The organism is Mycolicibacterium vulneris, from assembly GCF_002104765.1.
GTDB classification, from domain to species: domain Bacteria; phylum Actinomycetota; class Actinomycetes; order Mycobacteriales; family Mycobacteriaceae; genus Mycobacterium; species Mycobacterium vulneris.
The window spans coordinates 1-15,106 of record NZ_NCXM01000025.1 but is presented as its reverse complement, the minus strand read 5'-3'; the positions used below and the strand labels follow the sequence as shown (position 1 = coordinate 15,106).

14 protein-coding genes are annotated in these 15,106 nt (G+C 64.6%); 8 read left to right on the top strand and 6 right to left on the bottom strand.

The window, feature by feature from the left end:
* Nucleotide 1 precedes the first annotated feature (1 nt).
* From B8W69_RS21420 to B8W69_RS21400, 5 genes are all read left to right on the top strand, one after another.
* Entirely contained in the window at nucleotides 2-1,105 is a 1,104-nt protein-coding gene (locus tag B8W69_RS21420) for a 3-oxoacyl-ACP synthase III family protein (protein ID WP_085291780.1), read from the top strand.
* Complete coding sequence (locus B8W69_RS21415) at nucleotides 1,089-2,033, top strand: beta-ketoacyl-[acyl-carrier-protein] synthase family protein (protein WP_085291779.1); 945 nt, start codon at nucleotides 1,089-1,091, stop codon at nucleotides 2,031-2,033. Before B8W69_RS21420 ends, B8W69_RS21415 begins: the two co-directional genes overlap by 17 nt.
* Nucleotides 2,021-3,439 (top strand): WS/DGAT/MGAT family O-acyltransferase, encoded by a 1,419-nt coding sequence (locus B8W69_RS21410; RefSeq protein ID WP_085291778.1) that lies wholly within the window; start codon nucleotides 2,021-2,023, stop codon nucleotides 3,437-3,439. Before B8W69_RS21415 ends, B8W69_RS21410 begins: the two co-directional genes overlap by 13 nt.
* A 230-nt stretch (nucleotides 3,440-3,669) precedes the next feature.
* Entirely contained in the window at nucleotides 3,670-4,593 is a 924-nt protein-coding gene (locus tag B8W69_RS21405) for a TIGR03564 family F420-dependent LLM class oxidoreductase (RefSeq protein ID WP_085291848.1), read from the top strand.
* A 79-nt stretch (nucleotides 4,594-4,672) separates the two neighbouring features.
* The gene (locus tag B8W69_RS21400; protein WP_085291777.1) at nucleotides 4,673-5,455 is read left to right on the top strand and encodes an SDR family oxidoreductase; all 783 of its coding nucleotides are present in this window, start codon (nucleotides 4,673-4,675) and stop codon (nucleotides 5,453-5,455) included.
* On the opposite strand, the gene B8W69_RS21395 is transcribed toward B8W69_RS21400, so the two are convergent.
* From B8W69_RS21395 to B8W69_RS21370, 6 genes are all read right to left on the bottom strand, one after another.
* Nucleotides 5,448-8,348, bottom strand: a complete 2,901-nt coding sequence (locus B8W69_RS21395; RefSeq protein ID WP_085291776.1) for an MMPL/RND family transporter — start codon at nucleotides 8,346-8,348, stop codon at nucleotides 5,448-5,450. The two genes, B8W69_RS21400 and B8W69_RS21395, sit on opposite strands and share 8 nt — an antisense overlap.
* Nucleotides 8,345-8,779, bottom strand: coding sequence for an MmpS family transport accessory protein (locus B8W69_RS21390; protein ID WP_281255246.1), 435 nt, complete (start codon nucleotides 8,777-8,779; stop codon nucleotides 8,345-8,347). The genes B8W69_RS21395 and B8W69_RS21390 overlap by 4 nt, the downstream gene beginning before the upstream one ends.
* A gap of 301 nt (nucleotides 8,780-9,080) precedes the next feature.
* Nucleotides 9,081-9,689: a TetR family transcriptional regulator gene (locus B8W69_RS21385; RefSeq protein WP_085291774.1), complete on the bottom strand. Its 609-nt coding sequence runs from the start codon at nucleotides 9,687-9,689 to the stop codon at nucleotides 9,081-9,083.
* Nucleotides 9,690-9,899: 210 nt separating this feature from the next.
* Nucleotides 9,900-10,826, bottom strand: coding sequence for an alpha/beta hydrolase (locus B8W69_RS21380; protein ID WP_085291773.1), 927 nt, complete (start codon nucleotides 10,824-10,826; stop codon nucleotides 9,900-9,902).
* A 73-nt stretch (nucleotides 10,827-10,899) separates the two neighbouring features.
* Complete coding sequence (locus B8W69_RS21375; RefSeq protein ID WP_085291772.1) at nucleotides 10,900-11,571, bottom strand: enoyl-CoA hydratase-related protein; 672 nt, start codon at nucleotides 11,569-11,571, stop codon at nucleotides 10,900-10,902.
* Between the two features lie 39 nt (nucleotides 11,572-11,610).
* On the bottom strand, nucleotides 11,611-12,228 hold the full coding sequence (locus B8W69_RS21370; RefSeq protein WP_085291771.1) for a TetR family transcriptional regulator: 618 nt from the start codon (nucleotides 12,226-12,228) through the stop codon (nucleotides 11,611-11,613).
* A 108-nt stretch (nucleotides 12,229-12,336) separates the two neighbouring features.
* Here B8W69_RS21370 and B8W69_RS21365 point away from each other — a divergent pair, with 108 nt between their 5' ends.
* From B8W69_RS21365 to B8W69_RS21355, 3 genes are all read left to right on the top strand, one after another.
* Nucleotides 12,337-13,344 carry a CobW family GTP-binding protein gene (locus B8W69_RS21365; RefSeq protein ID WP_085291770.1) on the top strand — a complete coding sequence of 336 codons (1,008 nt, stop codon included), beginning with the start codon at nucleotides 12,337-12,339 and terminating at the stop codon, nucleotides 13,342-13,344.
* Between the two features lie 26 nt (nucleotides 13,345-13,370).
* A complete protein-coding gene (locus tag B8W69_RS21360) occupies nucleotides 13,371-14,198 on the top strand; it encodes an acyl-CoA thioesterase (protein ID WP_085291769.1) in 828 nt (275 codons plus the stop codon).
* A 344-nt stretch (nucleotides 14,199-14,542) separates the two neighbouring features.
* Nucleotides 14,543-14,773, top strand: a complete 231-nt coding sequence (locus B8W69_RS21355) for a DUF6400 family protein (protein WP_165762659.1) — start codon at nucleotides 14,543-14,545, stop codon at nucleotides 14,771-14,773.
* Nucleotides 14,774-15,106: the final 333 nt, after the last annotated feature.

Below are 15,106 nucleotides of genomic sequence, written 5' to 3'. Positions count from 1 at the left end.
GATGCCGCGGCATTGGCTGGTGATGGACGCCGTGGGGGCAGGAAACGCGGCACCGTACGTCACTCGATTGGCAGGTGCCGGCCGGCATCTGCCCGCGACACACCTGACGACCGAGGAATTGATGGCCACCACGCGCCATCGGACGCACATTGATTTGGAACGCCTGACCGGAATCCGCGAGCGCCGTGTCTCCGTGGGCGAGGACGATTCATACAGCCTGGCCACCTCGGCAGCGATCGATTGTCTTTCCAGGGCGCAACAAGATCCCGGTTCGCTTGACGTGGTGATCAGCTGCAGTATCACGAAATTCCGCGGCGGCCTGACCCAATGGCTCGAGCCGACGATGAGCAGCGCTGTTGCCCGCGGGATCGGCGCACGGCAAGCGATGACCTTCGACGTTTCCAACGCGTGCGCAGGGATGCTCACCGGCGTGACGATTTTGAACAATTGGATTCGGCAGGGCATCGTCGAGCGTGGGCTGGTGGTCAGCGGCGAGTACATCTCGCAGCTGAGCCACAATGCGGCACGCCACATTCGCAACATCATGAGCAAAGAGTTGGCGTGCCTGACCCTGGGCGACGCAGGGGCGGCGCTGTTGCTCGAGCGGGCTCCCGTCGGCTCTGCCGGTATCACCCTGGCCGGATTCACCACCGTTGCCGATTACAGCAGGCTCTGCCTGGCCTACCCGCAGGGGCACGATCCGGGTGCGCGGATGTTCACGAATTCCCGCGCGATCCAGCGGGCCGCCATCGCCGACACACCATTGTTGCTGCATGAAGTCCTTGATGCTGTGGGCATTTCGATTCACGACATCGACCACGTGATCACCCACCAGACCTCGGCCCGTGCGATTCGCAAAGGGATGGCACGCATGTCGGAGTCGTTCGGCGATACTCCCCGGCATGACGCCGTGATCACCGTTGACCGCTATGGCAACACGGCCTCGACGACCCACACGGTGGCACTGGTCGAGGAACTCGAAGCGGGGCGGATCGCGGCGGGGGAGAGGATCGCGCTGCTTGCGCTGGCGTCGGGGCTGGAGATCGGCGTGGTGTTGGTGACCTTGGACGAGGATCTGGTGAGCCGCTATGGGCATGATCATTGATCGAATCGCCATCGCGCGTCCGCGGTGGCGCAATCGGCACAGCGCGCTGCACCTGGCCGTAGCCGCCGGCAAGGATTGCCTGCAGCGAGCAGGTCGGGATCCCCACGAACTCGATCTCGTCGTCAACGCCGGGATCTATCGCGACCGGAATCTCGGAGAACCGGCGTTGGCGGCGCTGATCCAAGGTGACATCGGGGCGAATCCCGAAGATCCGCACACCGGTGCTCACGGCACGTTTTCTTTCGACATCGCCAACGGCGCTTGCGGAATGCTCACCGCGCTGCAGGTCGTCGATGGCTTTTTGAGGTCACGTGCCATCCAGCTGGCACTCATCGTCGCCAGCGACGCCGATCCCGGACACGGAATGAGCGAGCGCTTTCCCTTCTCGGCCGCCGGTGCGGCATTGCTATGTCGATGGACCGACGAGGACTACGGTTTGAGCCCCGTGTCGTGGTGGAATGCTGAGGAGCCGATGGGAGAAGCGCAGAGCTTCACCGCCACAGTGGGATTCGCGGACTCGCGCAATGTTCTCCGGTTCGACCAGTCGGGCGACATGGATGAGCGGTTCGCCGCGGCGGCCGCGTCGGCCGTGTGCAGATGCCTCGAAGCCCAATCGGCGCAACTGACCGATGTGGACGTGATTGTCGCAGCACCCGCGCGCGACGGATACCGTTCGTCGCTCAGCGACAAGCTCGGGGTACCGGTCGACAAGATCACCGTCGCTGACGATCAGCACATGCACACCGCGGCGTTGGCGGCCGCATTCGGACAGCACGCCGAAACGTTACCCGCCGGCGCGCAAATCTTGTTCGTCGTCGCCGGTGCCGGCACAACTGGCGGCGCCGCTCTCTATCGCCAACAACCATCGGCATTCGCGGTCGCTGAGTCGGGTGCAACGGCGGGGAAGGTGGCCGAATGGAGCAATTGACCGCCTTGGACGCGGGTTTCCTCGAAGCCGAAGACTCCGACCCACACGTGAGCCTCGCCGTGGGCGCTGTTTCGATCGTGGAGGGCCCGGCCCCCGGCTACGACGAGTTCGTCTCCACTGTTGCCGCGCGAATCTCGGCGACCCGGCGATTCAAGCAGGTACTGCGGACTCATTCGCTCGATCTGCGCCCACCCGAATGGGTCGCCGACCCCAGCTTCGAGATCTCGCGGCATGTTCACCGGCTGGCGCTTCCGCATCCCGGGGGCGATCCCGAACTGTTCGAGATGGTCGCGGCTTTGATGGAGCGCCGACTGGATCGCGAACGGCCGCTGTGGGATTGCTGGCTCGTCGAAGGGCTCAGCGACGATCGGTGGGCGGTGCTGACCAAGATGCACCACTGTATCGCCGACGGCATCGCGGCAACGCAGTTGATGGCGAAGTTCGGCGACGATGACACGGGCGGTACCTTCGCAAGTGATATTCGCGCGGCTCGGCGGTCGGCCGAGCACCAACCGGGTTCGGTGAAACCGAGCCTCAACCCACTGAATTGGGTGGGTGAGTTCGGACGAAGCGCCATCGGTGCGGCAGCCGCAGTCGAGCACATTGCGGTGGGTGCGGCCGAACTGGCGGCCAGCCTGCTCGTCCCCGCCCCGGAATCGTCACTCAACGGGCAAGTGACGACGATGCGCCGATACCACGCAGCCCGGGTCCGGTTGACCGACATGCAGAAGGTGTCGAAGCAATTCGGTGTGACAATGAATGACGTTGCGCTGGCGGCGATTACCAGCAGTTACCGCACGCTGCTGCTCGAACGCGGTGAGCAGCCCGGACGGAACTCGCTGCGCACGCTGGTTCCGGTTTCGGTCCGTTCCGCCGACCAGTTCAATGTGGCCGACAACCGAGTCTCGGCCATGTTGCCGCTCCTACCGGTCGACCAGGAGGATCCGGTCGAGCAGCTGCGGCTAGTGCATGATCGGCTCAATCGAGCCAAAGCGAGCGGCCAGAGCGAAGGCGGCAGTGCTGTGATTTCCGCGGTCAGACGCGTCCCGTTCGCGTTCTCCGCGTGGACGATCCGACTGCTGATGCGATTGCCCCAACGAGCGATCGTCGCCCTGGCCACCAACGTTCCCGGCCCGCGAGGACAGCAGCGATTAATGGGGCGTCGGGTGCTGGAGATTCTGCCCATTCCTCCGATAGCTCTTCAGCTGCGCACGGGCATCGCGATGGTCAGTTACGCCGATAACTTCACCTTCGGCATCACCGCCGACTACGACACCGCACCAGACATCGAAGCGCTCGCCCGTGGAATCGAAGACGGTGTCGAGCGATTGGTAAGGGCCGGCCGAACGAATCAACGTAACCACGCTGCTAAGGCCAGACCGCCAAAAGTCAAGGCTCAGGCGTGAACGGCCCGGCCAGACATCGCGATTCACTGCCAGGGTTCGTTCTCGCTCGGTGAGAGCGGAGGCAATGAAGACGGCCCGATGGCTTCGCCCAGCTGCCGAACGCTATCCGAGCGCGGCGCTCCTCAACAAAGCCCGTCGCCCAAAGAGCATGCTGAAGAGTGGCCTAGCCGTAAAGTTGTTTCACGACGAACTTCCCACCACGGAAGGGTGACGCAAAGGAGCGTGTGGTCATGCAGGTCAGTATGTTCGGGCAACTCAGCGGAACGGGCAGCGAATCGCCGATCGACGCGACGATCGCCAACCTCGCGATGCTTCGCGACGAAGGCTTCAAACGCGTGTGGATGAGTCAATTACCTTACGAGCCGGACCTTCTCACGGTCCTCGCCATCGCCTTGCATGAGGTCGACACGATCGAGGCGGCCAGCGGCGTGGTGCCCATCCAGAATCAACATCCGATGCAGATGGCGCAGCGCGCCCTCACGGTGAGCCTCGCCTCGGGCGGCCGGTTCACGCTCGGACTCGGCATGACCCACCAGGCGGTCACCGAGGGGATGTGGGGCATCCCGTGGGACAAGCCGGTGCGCAGGATGAACGAATACCTCGACGGGCTGCTGCCCCTGCTGGCCGGTGAACGCGCCGACGCGGTGGGGGAGACGGTGACCACTCGCGGCGCGCTGATGATCGCGGGGGCGCCGCGGCCCGACGTCTACATCGCGGCGCTGGGACCCCAAATGCTCAAGCTCGCGGGGCGGCGCACCTCAGGCACCTGCACCTGGATGACCGGACCCGCGACGCTGGCCCGGCACGTCGCGCCGACGCTGCGCCAGGCCGCCGCCGATGCCGGACGTGAGGGTCAGGTGCGCGTCGCCGCGTCGTTGCCCGTCAGCGTCACCGACGACGTCGACGCCGCCCGCAAGCAGGCGGCCGAACAGTTCGCCATCTACGGCCAGCTGCCGTCGTACCGCGCGATGCTCGACCGTGAGGGCTACGCGGGGCCGGAGGATGCCGCCATCATCGGCGACGAGGACACGGTCCGCGGCCGGCTCGACGAACTGCGTGCCGCGGGTGTCGACGAGTACGTCGCGGCGGCATTCGATCCGTCGCCGGAGGGCCGGGCGCGCACGCGCGCGCTGCTGCGGGCGTACGACTCCTGACCCGAAAAGTTTGGCTATGGCCATACATAGCCTCCGCTACGTATGGTGCGTAGACGAACTCACATGACAGGAGAACGCAGTGGCAGAACGGTTGGCGGGCAAGGTCGCCCTCATCAGTGGCGGTGCCCGGGGGATGGGCGCATCGCACGTGCGGTCGCTGGTCGCCGAGGGAGCGAAGGTGGTGTTCGGCGACATCCTCGACGATGACGGCAAGGCGGTCGCGGCGGAGGTCGGTGACGCAACCCGCTACCTGCACCTCGACGTGACCAAGCCCGAGGACTGGGACGCGGCGGTGGCCACCGCTCTCGGCGAGTTCGGCCGCATCGACGTGCTGGTCAACAACGCCGGCATCATCAACATCGGCACCCTGGAGGATTACGCGCTCTCGGAATGGCAGCGCATCCTCGACATCAACTTGACGGGCGTGTTTCTCGGCATCCGCGCCGTGGTCAAACCCATGAAGGAAGCGGGCCGGGGATCGATCATCAACATCTCGTCGATCGAGGGCATGGCCGGCACCATCGCCTGCCACGGCTACACCGCAACGAAATTCGCCGTTCGGGGACTGACCAAGTCGGCCGCGCTCGAACTGGGCCCGAGCGGAATCCGGGTCAACTCAATCCATCCTGGGCTCATCAAAACCCCGATGACCGATTGGGTTCCCGACGACCTCTTCCAGACGGCGCTGGGCCGCGCGGCCCAACCCGTGGAGGTCTCCAACCTCGTGGTCTATCTGGCCAGCGACGAGTCCAGCTACTCCACCGGCTCGGAGTTCGTCGTCGACGGTGGCACCACCGCCGGCCTGGGGCACAAGGACTTCTCCAACGTGCAGACCGCCGAGCAGCCGGACTGGGTTACGTAGCGGCGGTTACCGATTCGCGTTCCTTGGCCGGCTGGGGCCAGGGCGAGGGAACCGGGCGCTGACGGACCCGTTGCGGCCACCAGAACCACTTGCCCAGCAGCGCGGCAATGGACGGTGTCATCAGCGACCGCACGATCAGGGTGTCGAACAGCAGACCCAATCCGATCGTGGTGCCGACCTGCCCGATGACCGTCAGCTGGCTGACCGCCATCGTCATCATCGTGAAGGCGAACACCAGCCCCGCCGAAGTCACCACCGAACCGGTGCCGCCCATCGACCGGATGATGCCGGTGTTCAGGCCCGCGTGGATCTCCTCCTTGAACCGCGCTACCAGCAGCAGGTTGTAGTCGGCGCCGACGGCCAGCAGGATGATGACCGACATCGCGAGCACCATCCAATGCAACTCGATGCCGATCAGGTGCTGCCAGATCAGTACCGAAAGCCCGAAGGACGCGCCCAGCGAGAGCAAGACGGTTCCCACGATGACCGCCGATGCCACCACGCCTCGCGTGATGATCAGCATGATGATGAAAATCAGGCACAGCGAAGCGATCCCGGCGATCAACAGGTCGTAGGTGTTTCCGTCGCTGAGGTCTTTGTAGATCGACGCGGTACCCGCGAGATAGATCTTCGAGCCCTCCAGCGGCGTGCCCTTTAGCGCCTCGTAGGCGGCCTTCTTGATCAAGGGGATGTGCGAAATGCCTTCCTGAGACATCGGATCGCCGTCATGGCTGATGATGAAGCGCACAGCATGGCCGTCGGGGGAGATGAAGTTCTTCATGCCCTTCTTGAACTCGGCATTGTTGAACGTCTCCGGGGGCAGGTAGAACGAGTCGTCGTTCTTGGAGGCGTCGAACGCCTTACCCATCGCGGTGGAGTTCTTCTGCGCCTCGTTCTGCTGATCCTGCAGGCCCTTCTGGGTCGAATACATGGTCAGCATCGTCGTTTTCATGGCCTTCATGTTCTCGATCATGGAGGGCATCAGCGCCACCATCTGGGGCATCAGCGTGTCGAGATGATCCATGATCGGCAGCAGGCTCTGGATGTCGTCGGTCATCGTGTCGATGCCGTCGAGGCCGTCGAAGGCCGAGCGAAGCGACCAGCACACCGGGATGTCGTAGCAGTGCTTCTCCCAGTAGAGGTAGCTGCGGATCGGGCGGAAGAAGTCCTCGAAATCCGCCATATGATCGCGCAATTCGTTGATGTCGATCGTCATGTCGTGCATCTTCTTGACCATCTGGTGCATGTCGTTCGACATCTGCACGGTGATGCTCGACATTTTTTCCATGCTTTCGATGGTCGTCTGCATCATGTCGGCCTGATGCAGCATGTCGGCCATCTGATCTTCCTGGTACTTCTGGTTCATCTGCTGGGTGACGCCCTGCATGCTGATCTGGAACGGGATCGAGGTGTGCTCGATCGGCGTGCCCTGCGGGCGGGTGATGGCTTGCACGCGACCGATTCCCGGCACCCGGAAGATCGTCTTGGCGATCTTGTCGATCACCAGGAAGTCGGCCGAGTTCCGCAGATCGTGATCGCTCTCGATCATCAACACTTCGGGATTCATCCGTGCCTGGGAGAAGTGCCGGTCCGCGGCCGCGTAACCCTCGTTCGCGGGCAGGTCCGCGGGTAGGTAGTTGCGGTCGTTGTAGTTGGTGCGGTAGCCCGGCAGGGTCAGCAATCCCACCAGCGCGACCCCGATCGTCAGCACCAGGATCGGGCCGGGCCAGCGGACGACGAGCGCGCCGATCTTGCGCCACCCGCGAATCCGTTGCGTCCGTTTGGGTTCGAGTGTCTTACCAAAGCGCGTCGCCACCGAGATCACCGCGGGACCCAGCGTCAGCGCCGCGCCGACCACGACCACCATGCCGATAGCCAGCGGAATACCCAGCGTCTGGAAATACGGCAGGTTGGTGAAGTGCAGGCAGAAGGTCGCGCCGGCGATGGTCAAACCCGATCCGAGCACCACGTGGGCGGTGCCCTTGTACATGGTGTAGTACGCCTCTTCGCGGGTCTCGCCGATAGCCCGGGCTTCCTGATATCGGCCTATCAAGAAGATCGCGTAGTCGGTGGCGGCCGCGATCGCCAGCGTGACCAACAGGTTCGTGGCGAATGTCGAGAGCCCAATGATCTTGAAGTAGCCCAGGAAAGCGACCATGCCCCGCGCGGCCGACAACTCGAGCACCACCATCACCAGCGTCAGCAGCACGGTAATGATCGACCGATAGACCAACAGCAGCATGCCGATGATGACGGTGAACGTGGCCGCCGTGATGAGCTGCAGGCTGCGGTCGCCGGCGGTGTGCTGATCCGCTGACAGCGCCGCGGGCCCGGTGACGTAGGCCTTGACCCCCTTGGGGGGCTGCACGCTCTTGACGATCTTCTGGACCGATTCCACCGACTCGTTGGCCAGGGCCTCACCCTGGTTACCCGCGAGGTAAACCTGGACGTAGGCGGCCTTGCCGTCATTGCTCTGCGCACCCGCCCCGGTCAGTGGGTCGCTCCACATATCCTGAACGTGTTCAACGTGTTTGGTGTCGGCGTCGAGCTTCTTGACGATCTGGTCGTAGTAGGCGTGCGCGTCGGCACCGAGGGGATTCTGGCCCTCGAGGACGATCATCACCGAGCTGTTGGACTTGTACTCGTTGAATATCGCGCCCATGCGCTTCGTCGCGACCACCGATTGCGCATCGTCGGGTGTCATTGACACCGAACGCATCTTGCCGACCTCGTCCAGCTGCGGCACGACGACGTTGAGCACCGCGATGATCGCGATCCAGCCCAGGATGATCGGCACGGCCAGGGTGCGGATGATCCGGGGGATCTTGTCATGCACGGGTTCTTTGACGACGGGGATGGTGTCGGTTCGGGTGTCGTCGACTGTTGTGCTCATGCGGATTTCACCAGGCAGAAGGTCAGGGCGTGCACGCCGTTGGTGATGTTCTCGGCCTTGACTTCGTCATCGATCGTGATGCGGCAGCCGAGGGAGTTGCCATCGCTTTGTGCCGAAAGGTTCGGGAAGACGGAGGGGGCGGTCGTGCTCAGGACCAGCGTCCACGGCAGCGGTGCGCCGTCGACCCGCCTCGGATCGGCGGACAGGTCCAAGTAGTTCACGTTGGCCTGGCTGGCCGAGCCGAAAACCTCGTACTTGACGACCTTGGGCTTGAACGGCTTCGAGTCATCGAGCCGCGGGCTGGTCATGATGCCGGTGTCGTGGGCACCGAAGAACGATTTCACCCTGACGACCGCAAAGCCGCCGACCACCACGACCGCCACGATCAACAGCGGCAACCAGGCGTTGCGCACAAGTCTCGAAATCTGCACTAGGTGATCCCTTCCCCGCCACGCGGTCGTGACGTGGATCAGCGTTTGCGCGACCGGAGGTCGTGGGCAGGTGAGTGCCCACAAGTCGCGTTGCTCAACAACGAAGTACGTCGATTGCTACGGTTCGCGCGCGCTGGAGCGTCAAACGCGGTGAATGCTGCCCGCCCACACCGGCTGTCGCCCCCGGCACCGACACCCGGCTCAGCTTGTTGCTGAAGCCTCCCCGGGCACCGCCACCAGCGCATAGTACATGATGTGCATATCTTGCAGTGCATGCAACATTTGCTACTGGTGTTTCAGGTCACTTTGTGAAGATGCTGTTCACCAGCGCCGCGGCACGCTCAACATAGGGCATCGGCGTGTCGGCGGGTTCATTTGCCTCGCCGCTCGCCCACCTCTCGATGCCGGAACGCACCGCCGTCAGCGCCAGCGCGGAGATCAGCGCCGCCATCTCGTCATCCGGCTTCATCGCCTGGCGGCGCACGATGATGTCGGTCAACTGGTTCTGAAATCGCTCCAAGTCGGCGAGGAACGCCGCCAAGACGGCGGGAGAGGTCTTGGCGAGTTCGAGCATGTGGGCCGCGTGTTCGCGGCGCGGCGGCACGTCGCGGAGGTGGTGTGCGGCCAGGGTGATCAGCTCCGCGAGCACCACCGAGTAGGGGGCGGGACCTGCGGCGACGAAGTCCGCGACCAGTTCGGGAGGTATGTCCGAGGGGCCGTAGGCAAGCGCGGACTCCTTGTTGGGGAAGTAGTTGAAGAACGTGCGCGTGGCAATTCCGGCTTCGGCGCAGATTTCGTCGACGGTGACCTTGTCGAATCCGCGTTGCAGCGTGAGGCGCACCGCGGCATCGCGGATGTCGGCGCTCGTCTGACGGCGACGGCGCTCTCGTAGCCCCACGGGATTGCCCATACCCATATAGTTGCACGTTGTGCACACTTTGCAGTCAAAAGGTGCCGCGTTCGGGGTCGACGACGTCGTCCGCCATGTCCGCTAGCAAAGATTGGCCGATCGAGCTCGGTCGCCGAAACGACACGCGGGGTGATTCGATAGCGGGGTTTAACGGTTGTCGCACAACGTATTTCGGCTGACTGCGGCGGATGGTGGGCCCAATGATGGCGGTCATCCGCTGGGGGCAAGCGCGCCCCGCAGGTAATCACATTGGCTTTCGAAGAACCGCGTCGATATCGGCGCCTTCTCCGCGATCTGATCGAACGCATGAAACGCGCCCGGGACGATCTCCTCGTGCACCGGCACGCCCGCCTCGCGAAGGCGTCGCGCGTACTCCAGGCTCTCCTGATAGAAGAGGTCCAGCGTTCCGACCCCGATCCAGGCAGGCGGCAGGCCCGACAGATCCTTTCGGCGAGCCGGTGCCGCCTCTTCGGGATCGGCCCCGTTCAGGTACCACTGCCAGGCCAATTGATTGTCGGATTCGGTCCACATGATGCGCCTGGGGCCGTTGCGCTTGGCGCCGGTGCGATCGTCGAGCATCGGATAGACCAGCATTTGGAAGGCGAGTCGGACGTCGTTGCGGTCGTGCGCTCGCTGGGCGACCGCGGCCGCGAAATGCCCACCGGCACTGGCGCCGCCGATGGCAACCCGATCCGGATCGACCCACGGCTGGCGGGCCAGCCACAGCAGGGCTGCATAAGAGTCTTCGACCGGTATCGGGTAGGGGTGTTCGGGAGCCAGGCGGTGTTCTACCGCCGCAATCGCGAACCCGGTGCGGTGAGACAGCTTGCGCAGGAACTTATCGTCCTGGGCGGCGTGCCCCATGAGGGTCCCGCCGCCGTGGATCCACAGCAGTGCGGGTGCGTGGTCCGGAAGGCCGGCCGGGCGATGGAGACGGACGGTGACGTGCTCGTTGACGGCGGCGACGGGCACGGTGCGGAGGCGTCCCGCATTGCCCATCAGGTTCATGACGGCACGCTGAAACTTCATACCGCGGTGCAGGGCGTAGCCACGCGGCACGAATCGCGCGACCTTGCGAAGGCCGGGGTCTAGAACTTGGGGGGACGTGAAGGCGTTGTCGGGGAGCCTGTTTGCCATCGAAAAGCCCCTGTTCCCTTGCGCCGGCAGACATCGCTGACCATACAGGAACGGGCTTGGTGTCCAAGGGCAGTTACTGCGACTCGTCCGGGTCATCGATCAGTGCGCGCACCACGTGATCGAACATGGTTTGTTTGATCGCCCCCAGCGTGCCCGGATCCTTGCCGTGCAGCGGTCGCAGCATGTCGAGGGCGGTGTCGATGACCGCGTCCTCGGGGCAGGCGGAGTCGACAATGCCGAACCCTTCCGCGTCGGGGCCACTGAAACGTCGGCCCGTGGTCATCGAGGCGACGGCGGCGCGGGGCGCGAGTTTGGATTGGATGAGCGCGGCCATACCGGGGTTGAACGGGATGCGGATGTCTACCTCGGGAAAACAGAAGTACCCGCGGTCGGCGCGCATCACGCGAAAGTCGTGCGCGACGGCCAGCATCGCGCCGGCGCCAAACGCGTGACCCACAACCGCGGCCGCGGTGGGCAGGGGCAGGGTCAGCATGCGTGCCAGCAACTGGTGCACCCGGCCGATGTACCACTGGCCCTGGTCGGTGTGAGTGCCCAGCCATTCCAGGTCCAGGCCATTGGAGTAGAACTTTCCGCCGGCGGTTGTGACCAGTCCCTGGGCTCCGTCCGAGACGGCTTGGTTGAGCGCATCATCGATGTCATCCAGAAACGTAGGGGAGAAACGGTTCTCGTCCTCGCCTAGGCGGACGATGGCGATTTTGTCGGCGTAGTCCAATCTCACGGTCATGTGTTCCTTCTGAGTTGCGCTGGTAGTTAGAAAGATTCGTCAGGTGCGCCGCTGTCGCGGTGGGGGCCCGACCGTCAGCACGGCGCGGACGGCCGCGTGCAGTTGCGCACGCGCGGTGGCACTCCCGAGCCGGTCGCGACGCAGCAGCAGCGCGGTGGGCAGGTCGACGACACAGCTCGTTATCGCGTCCACCGCCGCGGCGTCTTTGCGGCCCCAGACTGCGATGGCAAGCCGCACCATCAACGCGACGAGAAGCTTGTCAAGACGCCGCAGCTCATCAGCAACGTCCTCCGGAACGTCGTCGGCGAGCACTTCCTCGCGGCGTACGCGCAGAACGAGGGTCGATGAGCCGGGATACTGCTGGGCGAACACCACCGCCGCGTCGGCGGCGGCGACCACGGCCTCGAAGGGGCCGGCGCCGGCCATTGCTTCGTCGGCTAACGAAGTCTGCACCGCCAAAAATCGCTGACCGGCCCGCAGCCAAGCCTGGCCCATCAGACCGCCCCGCGACGTAAACGTGTGATACACAGCGCCGTTGGACATACCCACCGCCGCGCTGATCGCCCGGATGGTCACCGCAGTCGGGCCCGACCGCGCCACCAGGTCCTCGACGGCGTCGAGCACGACGTCGCGATCGTGGACGCGGGGGCGTGGCATGCGGCCACAATAACAGAGCGAGTGCTCTGTTATTCTCGGCCGGGCGCAGAGCCGTTCGGGACCGCGGTTAGCATCGGGTGTCCGGATGTCGATGGGGAGGGCAAGGGTTTGGCTGCGATACCCGTCATCGCGCTCACCGGCCATCTCGGAGCCGGAAAGACGACGCTGCTCAACCATCTGTTGCGGCATCCTGGCACACGAATCGGTGTGGTGGTCAATGATTTCGGCGATATCAACATCGACGCCGGTCTGGTGGCCGGCCAGGTCGACGAGCCGGCCTCGATCGCCGGAGGATGCATCTGCTGCCTGCCCGACGACGGTGGGCTCGATGAGGCACTGATCAAGCTCGCCGACCCGGCCCGGGGCCTCGATGCCATCGTCGTCGAGGCCAGTGGTCTGGCCGACCCCGTCGCGATCGCACGGATCATCGGCTTCAGCGAGATCCGTGGTGTCCGGGCGGGCGGGCTTGTCGACGTCGTCGATGCGGTGAACCACTTCGACACCGTGGACTGCGGCGCACTGCCACCGGTGCGCTACGGGGCGGCCTCGCTGATCGTGGTCAACAAGCTTGATCAGATTCCTGAGGATGAGCGGTCGGCGGTGGTCCAACGCGTCACGCAACGGGCGGGACAACGCAATCCGCGGGTACATGTCGTCGGCACAACGGCTGGCCGGATAGACCCGGGGCTACTCTTCGACGCGTCCGCCGCGCCCCGAGAGGTTGGGCAGCTCTCGTTTCTGGATCTGGAGATCGAGCACGACCATGACCATATCCACGCCGATGCCGTCACGGTCAGCAGCGCTGATTGCGTCGACCCGGCTGCCCTGATCGATCTTCTGGAAGATCCGCCACCGCAGGTGTTCAGGATGAAAGGCATTGTGGCGGTGCGCCATCGCGTGACCGTCCGTGACTACGTCGTCAACCTGGTGGGCAGCGCGATCGACATCGGAACGGCACCACCGGGGGTCGCGGCCAAGTGTCTGGTGGCGATCGGAATGCATCTCGACATCGGCGGCGTCCGTGCGCGACTCGACGACGCGCTGCAGCCGGCGTCGGGGCCGGCGTCCGCGCAGGCCCTGCGGCGGTTGCAGAGGTACCGGCGACTCGGCGCCTGACAAGCGATCCGGCAAGATACGTCGTGATGTCATCTTCGCTGGGCGACGTGCTCGCCACCTTGGAGCTCGAGAGGGTCGACCAGTGGGTCTTCGTCGGGCAGCAACTACCGGCACCCGCCAACCACATTCTCGGCGGCCATATCTCCGCTCAGGCTTTGTTGGCGGCAAGCCACACCGCTCCGGGTCGCACCCCGCACAGCGTCCACACGTACTTCCTGCGGCCCGGCGATTCGCGCCGGCCGGTGGACTTCGAGGTCGTCGACCTCCAGGAAGGCCGGACGTTTTCGGCGCGACGGGTCACCGCGCGCCAGGACGGCAAGATTCTGATGGAGGCGATGTCGTCGTTCAAGGTCGCCGATTCCGCGCCCAGTCAGGTCGTCTATCAACCACCCATGCCAGAGGCGTCCAGCCCGGAGTCCTTGCCGTGGGTTGCGCCGCATCTGGCGGAGTCCGACGAGAGCGCTTCAGGACGGTGGTCGAGCCTGCGCTGGTTCGAGCGCCGGATCATCGACACCGAGGTAGCGCCACCCGCACGGGCGCCGATGTGGTGGCGGCCCGACGGCGAGGTCCCCGCCGATCCGGCGCTCACCGCCAGCCTGGTGGCCTACCTGTCGGCGGTGACGTTGACCGAGCCGGCATACGCCGCACGCGGAGGTGTCGGGGCGTCGGCTCAGCGTGATCATTCGGTGTGGTTCCACGCGCCGGCCACGTTGTCGGACTGGCTGCTCTACGACCGGTCGTCGCCGAGTAGCGCTGGTTCCCTGGCGCTGGCGAGCGGGACGATGTTCAACCGCGGCGGCGAGTTGGTCTGCACGGTCAAGCAGGAGATGTACTTCCCGCCGCACACCGCCTGAGACTCCGCCTCGGTGGTCTCTCATCGGGCTAGGCGGGCAAGCATCGATAGTCATCAATAGCCGTTGCCCTGCAAGGATATTCGTCACAGTGACGTATTGTCGGCGATGGGCGGGGAGGGGGAGTCGGGGGTGCGCGGGCCTTTTTGGACTTGCGACGGCTTGGCGGCGTGGGCCGTCGCCTTCATGTGCCACGACACGGTCGTTTGGTTGTCGGCCGCTGCGCGTGCCGACGCCGAGTGTGACGAACGTCAACTGGGGACCGTGACGTAGGTCATAGCTTGATCGGCGTCAGTTGGGGAATCCTGACCGTTCGTTTGCATATGTATCTAATGGCTGGGAGTGCGATGGCCGAGCTCGACTTTGCCTATGACCTGACCCTCGACGAGGCGCGTAGGCGCAGCGCGATGTTCGAAGCGATGGGTGACGACTGGGACCCGATCGCTGTGCTGAGCGACGAAGACCAGGCGTACGACATGCTGTATTCGAATCTGGATGAGGATCAGCAACGGATCTACGACGAGTTGGTCCGCGCCGGCATCCTGCCCGAACGGACGGTTGCTCGTGCTACCGATTGATCCGACCGCCGACCGTGGCCGTCGCGCTTGGTTGCCCTGCCCGCGCTGCGATCACGGCGTCAGGTGTGGTGATTGCCGAAGCAGTCGCAACTGCGATACGCACTGGCAGTATCTGCTGAGCAACAAGGGCACCCTGGTCCATCTGCAGTGCTCGGATTGCGGCCATCTCTGGTCGACCGACACGCACCGCCGCACGCGCCCCAGGTCGTGGGGGCACAAGCCGAACTAACATCGGCTAACACCGCGTCTCAGCAACCCCTGCGCCACAACGATATTCGTCACAGTGACGTATCGATGGCGACCGAGCGGGGAGGAGGGGGCGGGGTACCCGGG

Excerpts from the sequence above, each read along its gene's own strand:
- B8W69_RS21415 (WP_085291779.1), top strand. The coding sequence starts at position 1,089 with ATGGGCATGATCATTGATCGAATCGCCATCGCGCGTCCGCGGTGGCGC.
- B8W69_RS21410 (WP_085291778.1), top strand. The coding sequence starts at position 2,021 with ATGGAGCAATTGACCGCCTTGGACGCGGGTTTCCTCGAAGCCGAAGAC.
- B8W69_RS21370 (WP_085291771.1), bottom strand. The coding sequence starts at position 12,228 with ATGCCACGCCCCCGCGTCCACGATCGCGACGTCGTGCTCGACGCCGTC.
- B8W69_RS21405 (WP_085291848.1), top strand. The coding sequence starts at position 3,670 with ATGCAGGTCAGTATGTTCGGGCAACTCAGCGGAACGGGCAGCGAATCG.
- B8W69_RS21360 (WP_085291769.1), top strand. The coding sequence starts at position 13,371 with ATGTCATCTTCGCTGGGCGACGTGCTCGCCACCTTGGAGCTCGAGAGG.
- B8W69_RS21395 (WP_085291776.1), bottom strand. The coding sequence starts at position 8,348 with ATGAGCACAACAGTCGACGACACCCGAACCGACACCATCCCCGTCGTC.
- B8W69_RS21420 (WP_085291780.1), top strand. The coding sequence starts at position 2 with ATGCCGCGGCATTGGCTGGTGATGGACGCCGTGGGGGCAGGAAACGCG.
- B8W69_RS21375 (WP_085291772.1), bottom strand. The coding sequence starts at position 11,571 with ATGACCGTGAGATTGGACTACGCCGACAAAATCGCCATCGTCCGCCTA.
- B8W69_RS21385 (WP_085291774.1), bottom strand. The coding sequence starts at position 9,689 with ATGGGCAATCCCGTGGGGCTACGAGAGCGCCGTCGCCGTCAGACGAGC.
- B8W69_RS21380 (WP_085291773.1), bottom strand. The coding sequence starts at position 10,826 with ATGGCAAACAGGCTCCCCGACAACGCCTTCACGTCCCCCCAAGTTCTA.
- B8W69_RS21355 (WP_165762659.1), top strand. The coding sequence starts at position 14,543 with ATGGCCGAGCTCGACTTTGCCTATGACCTGACCCTCGACGAGGCGCGT.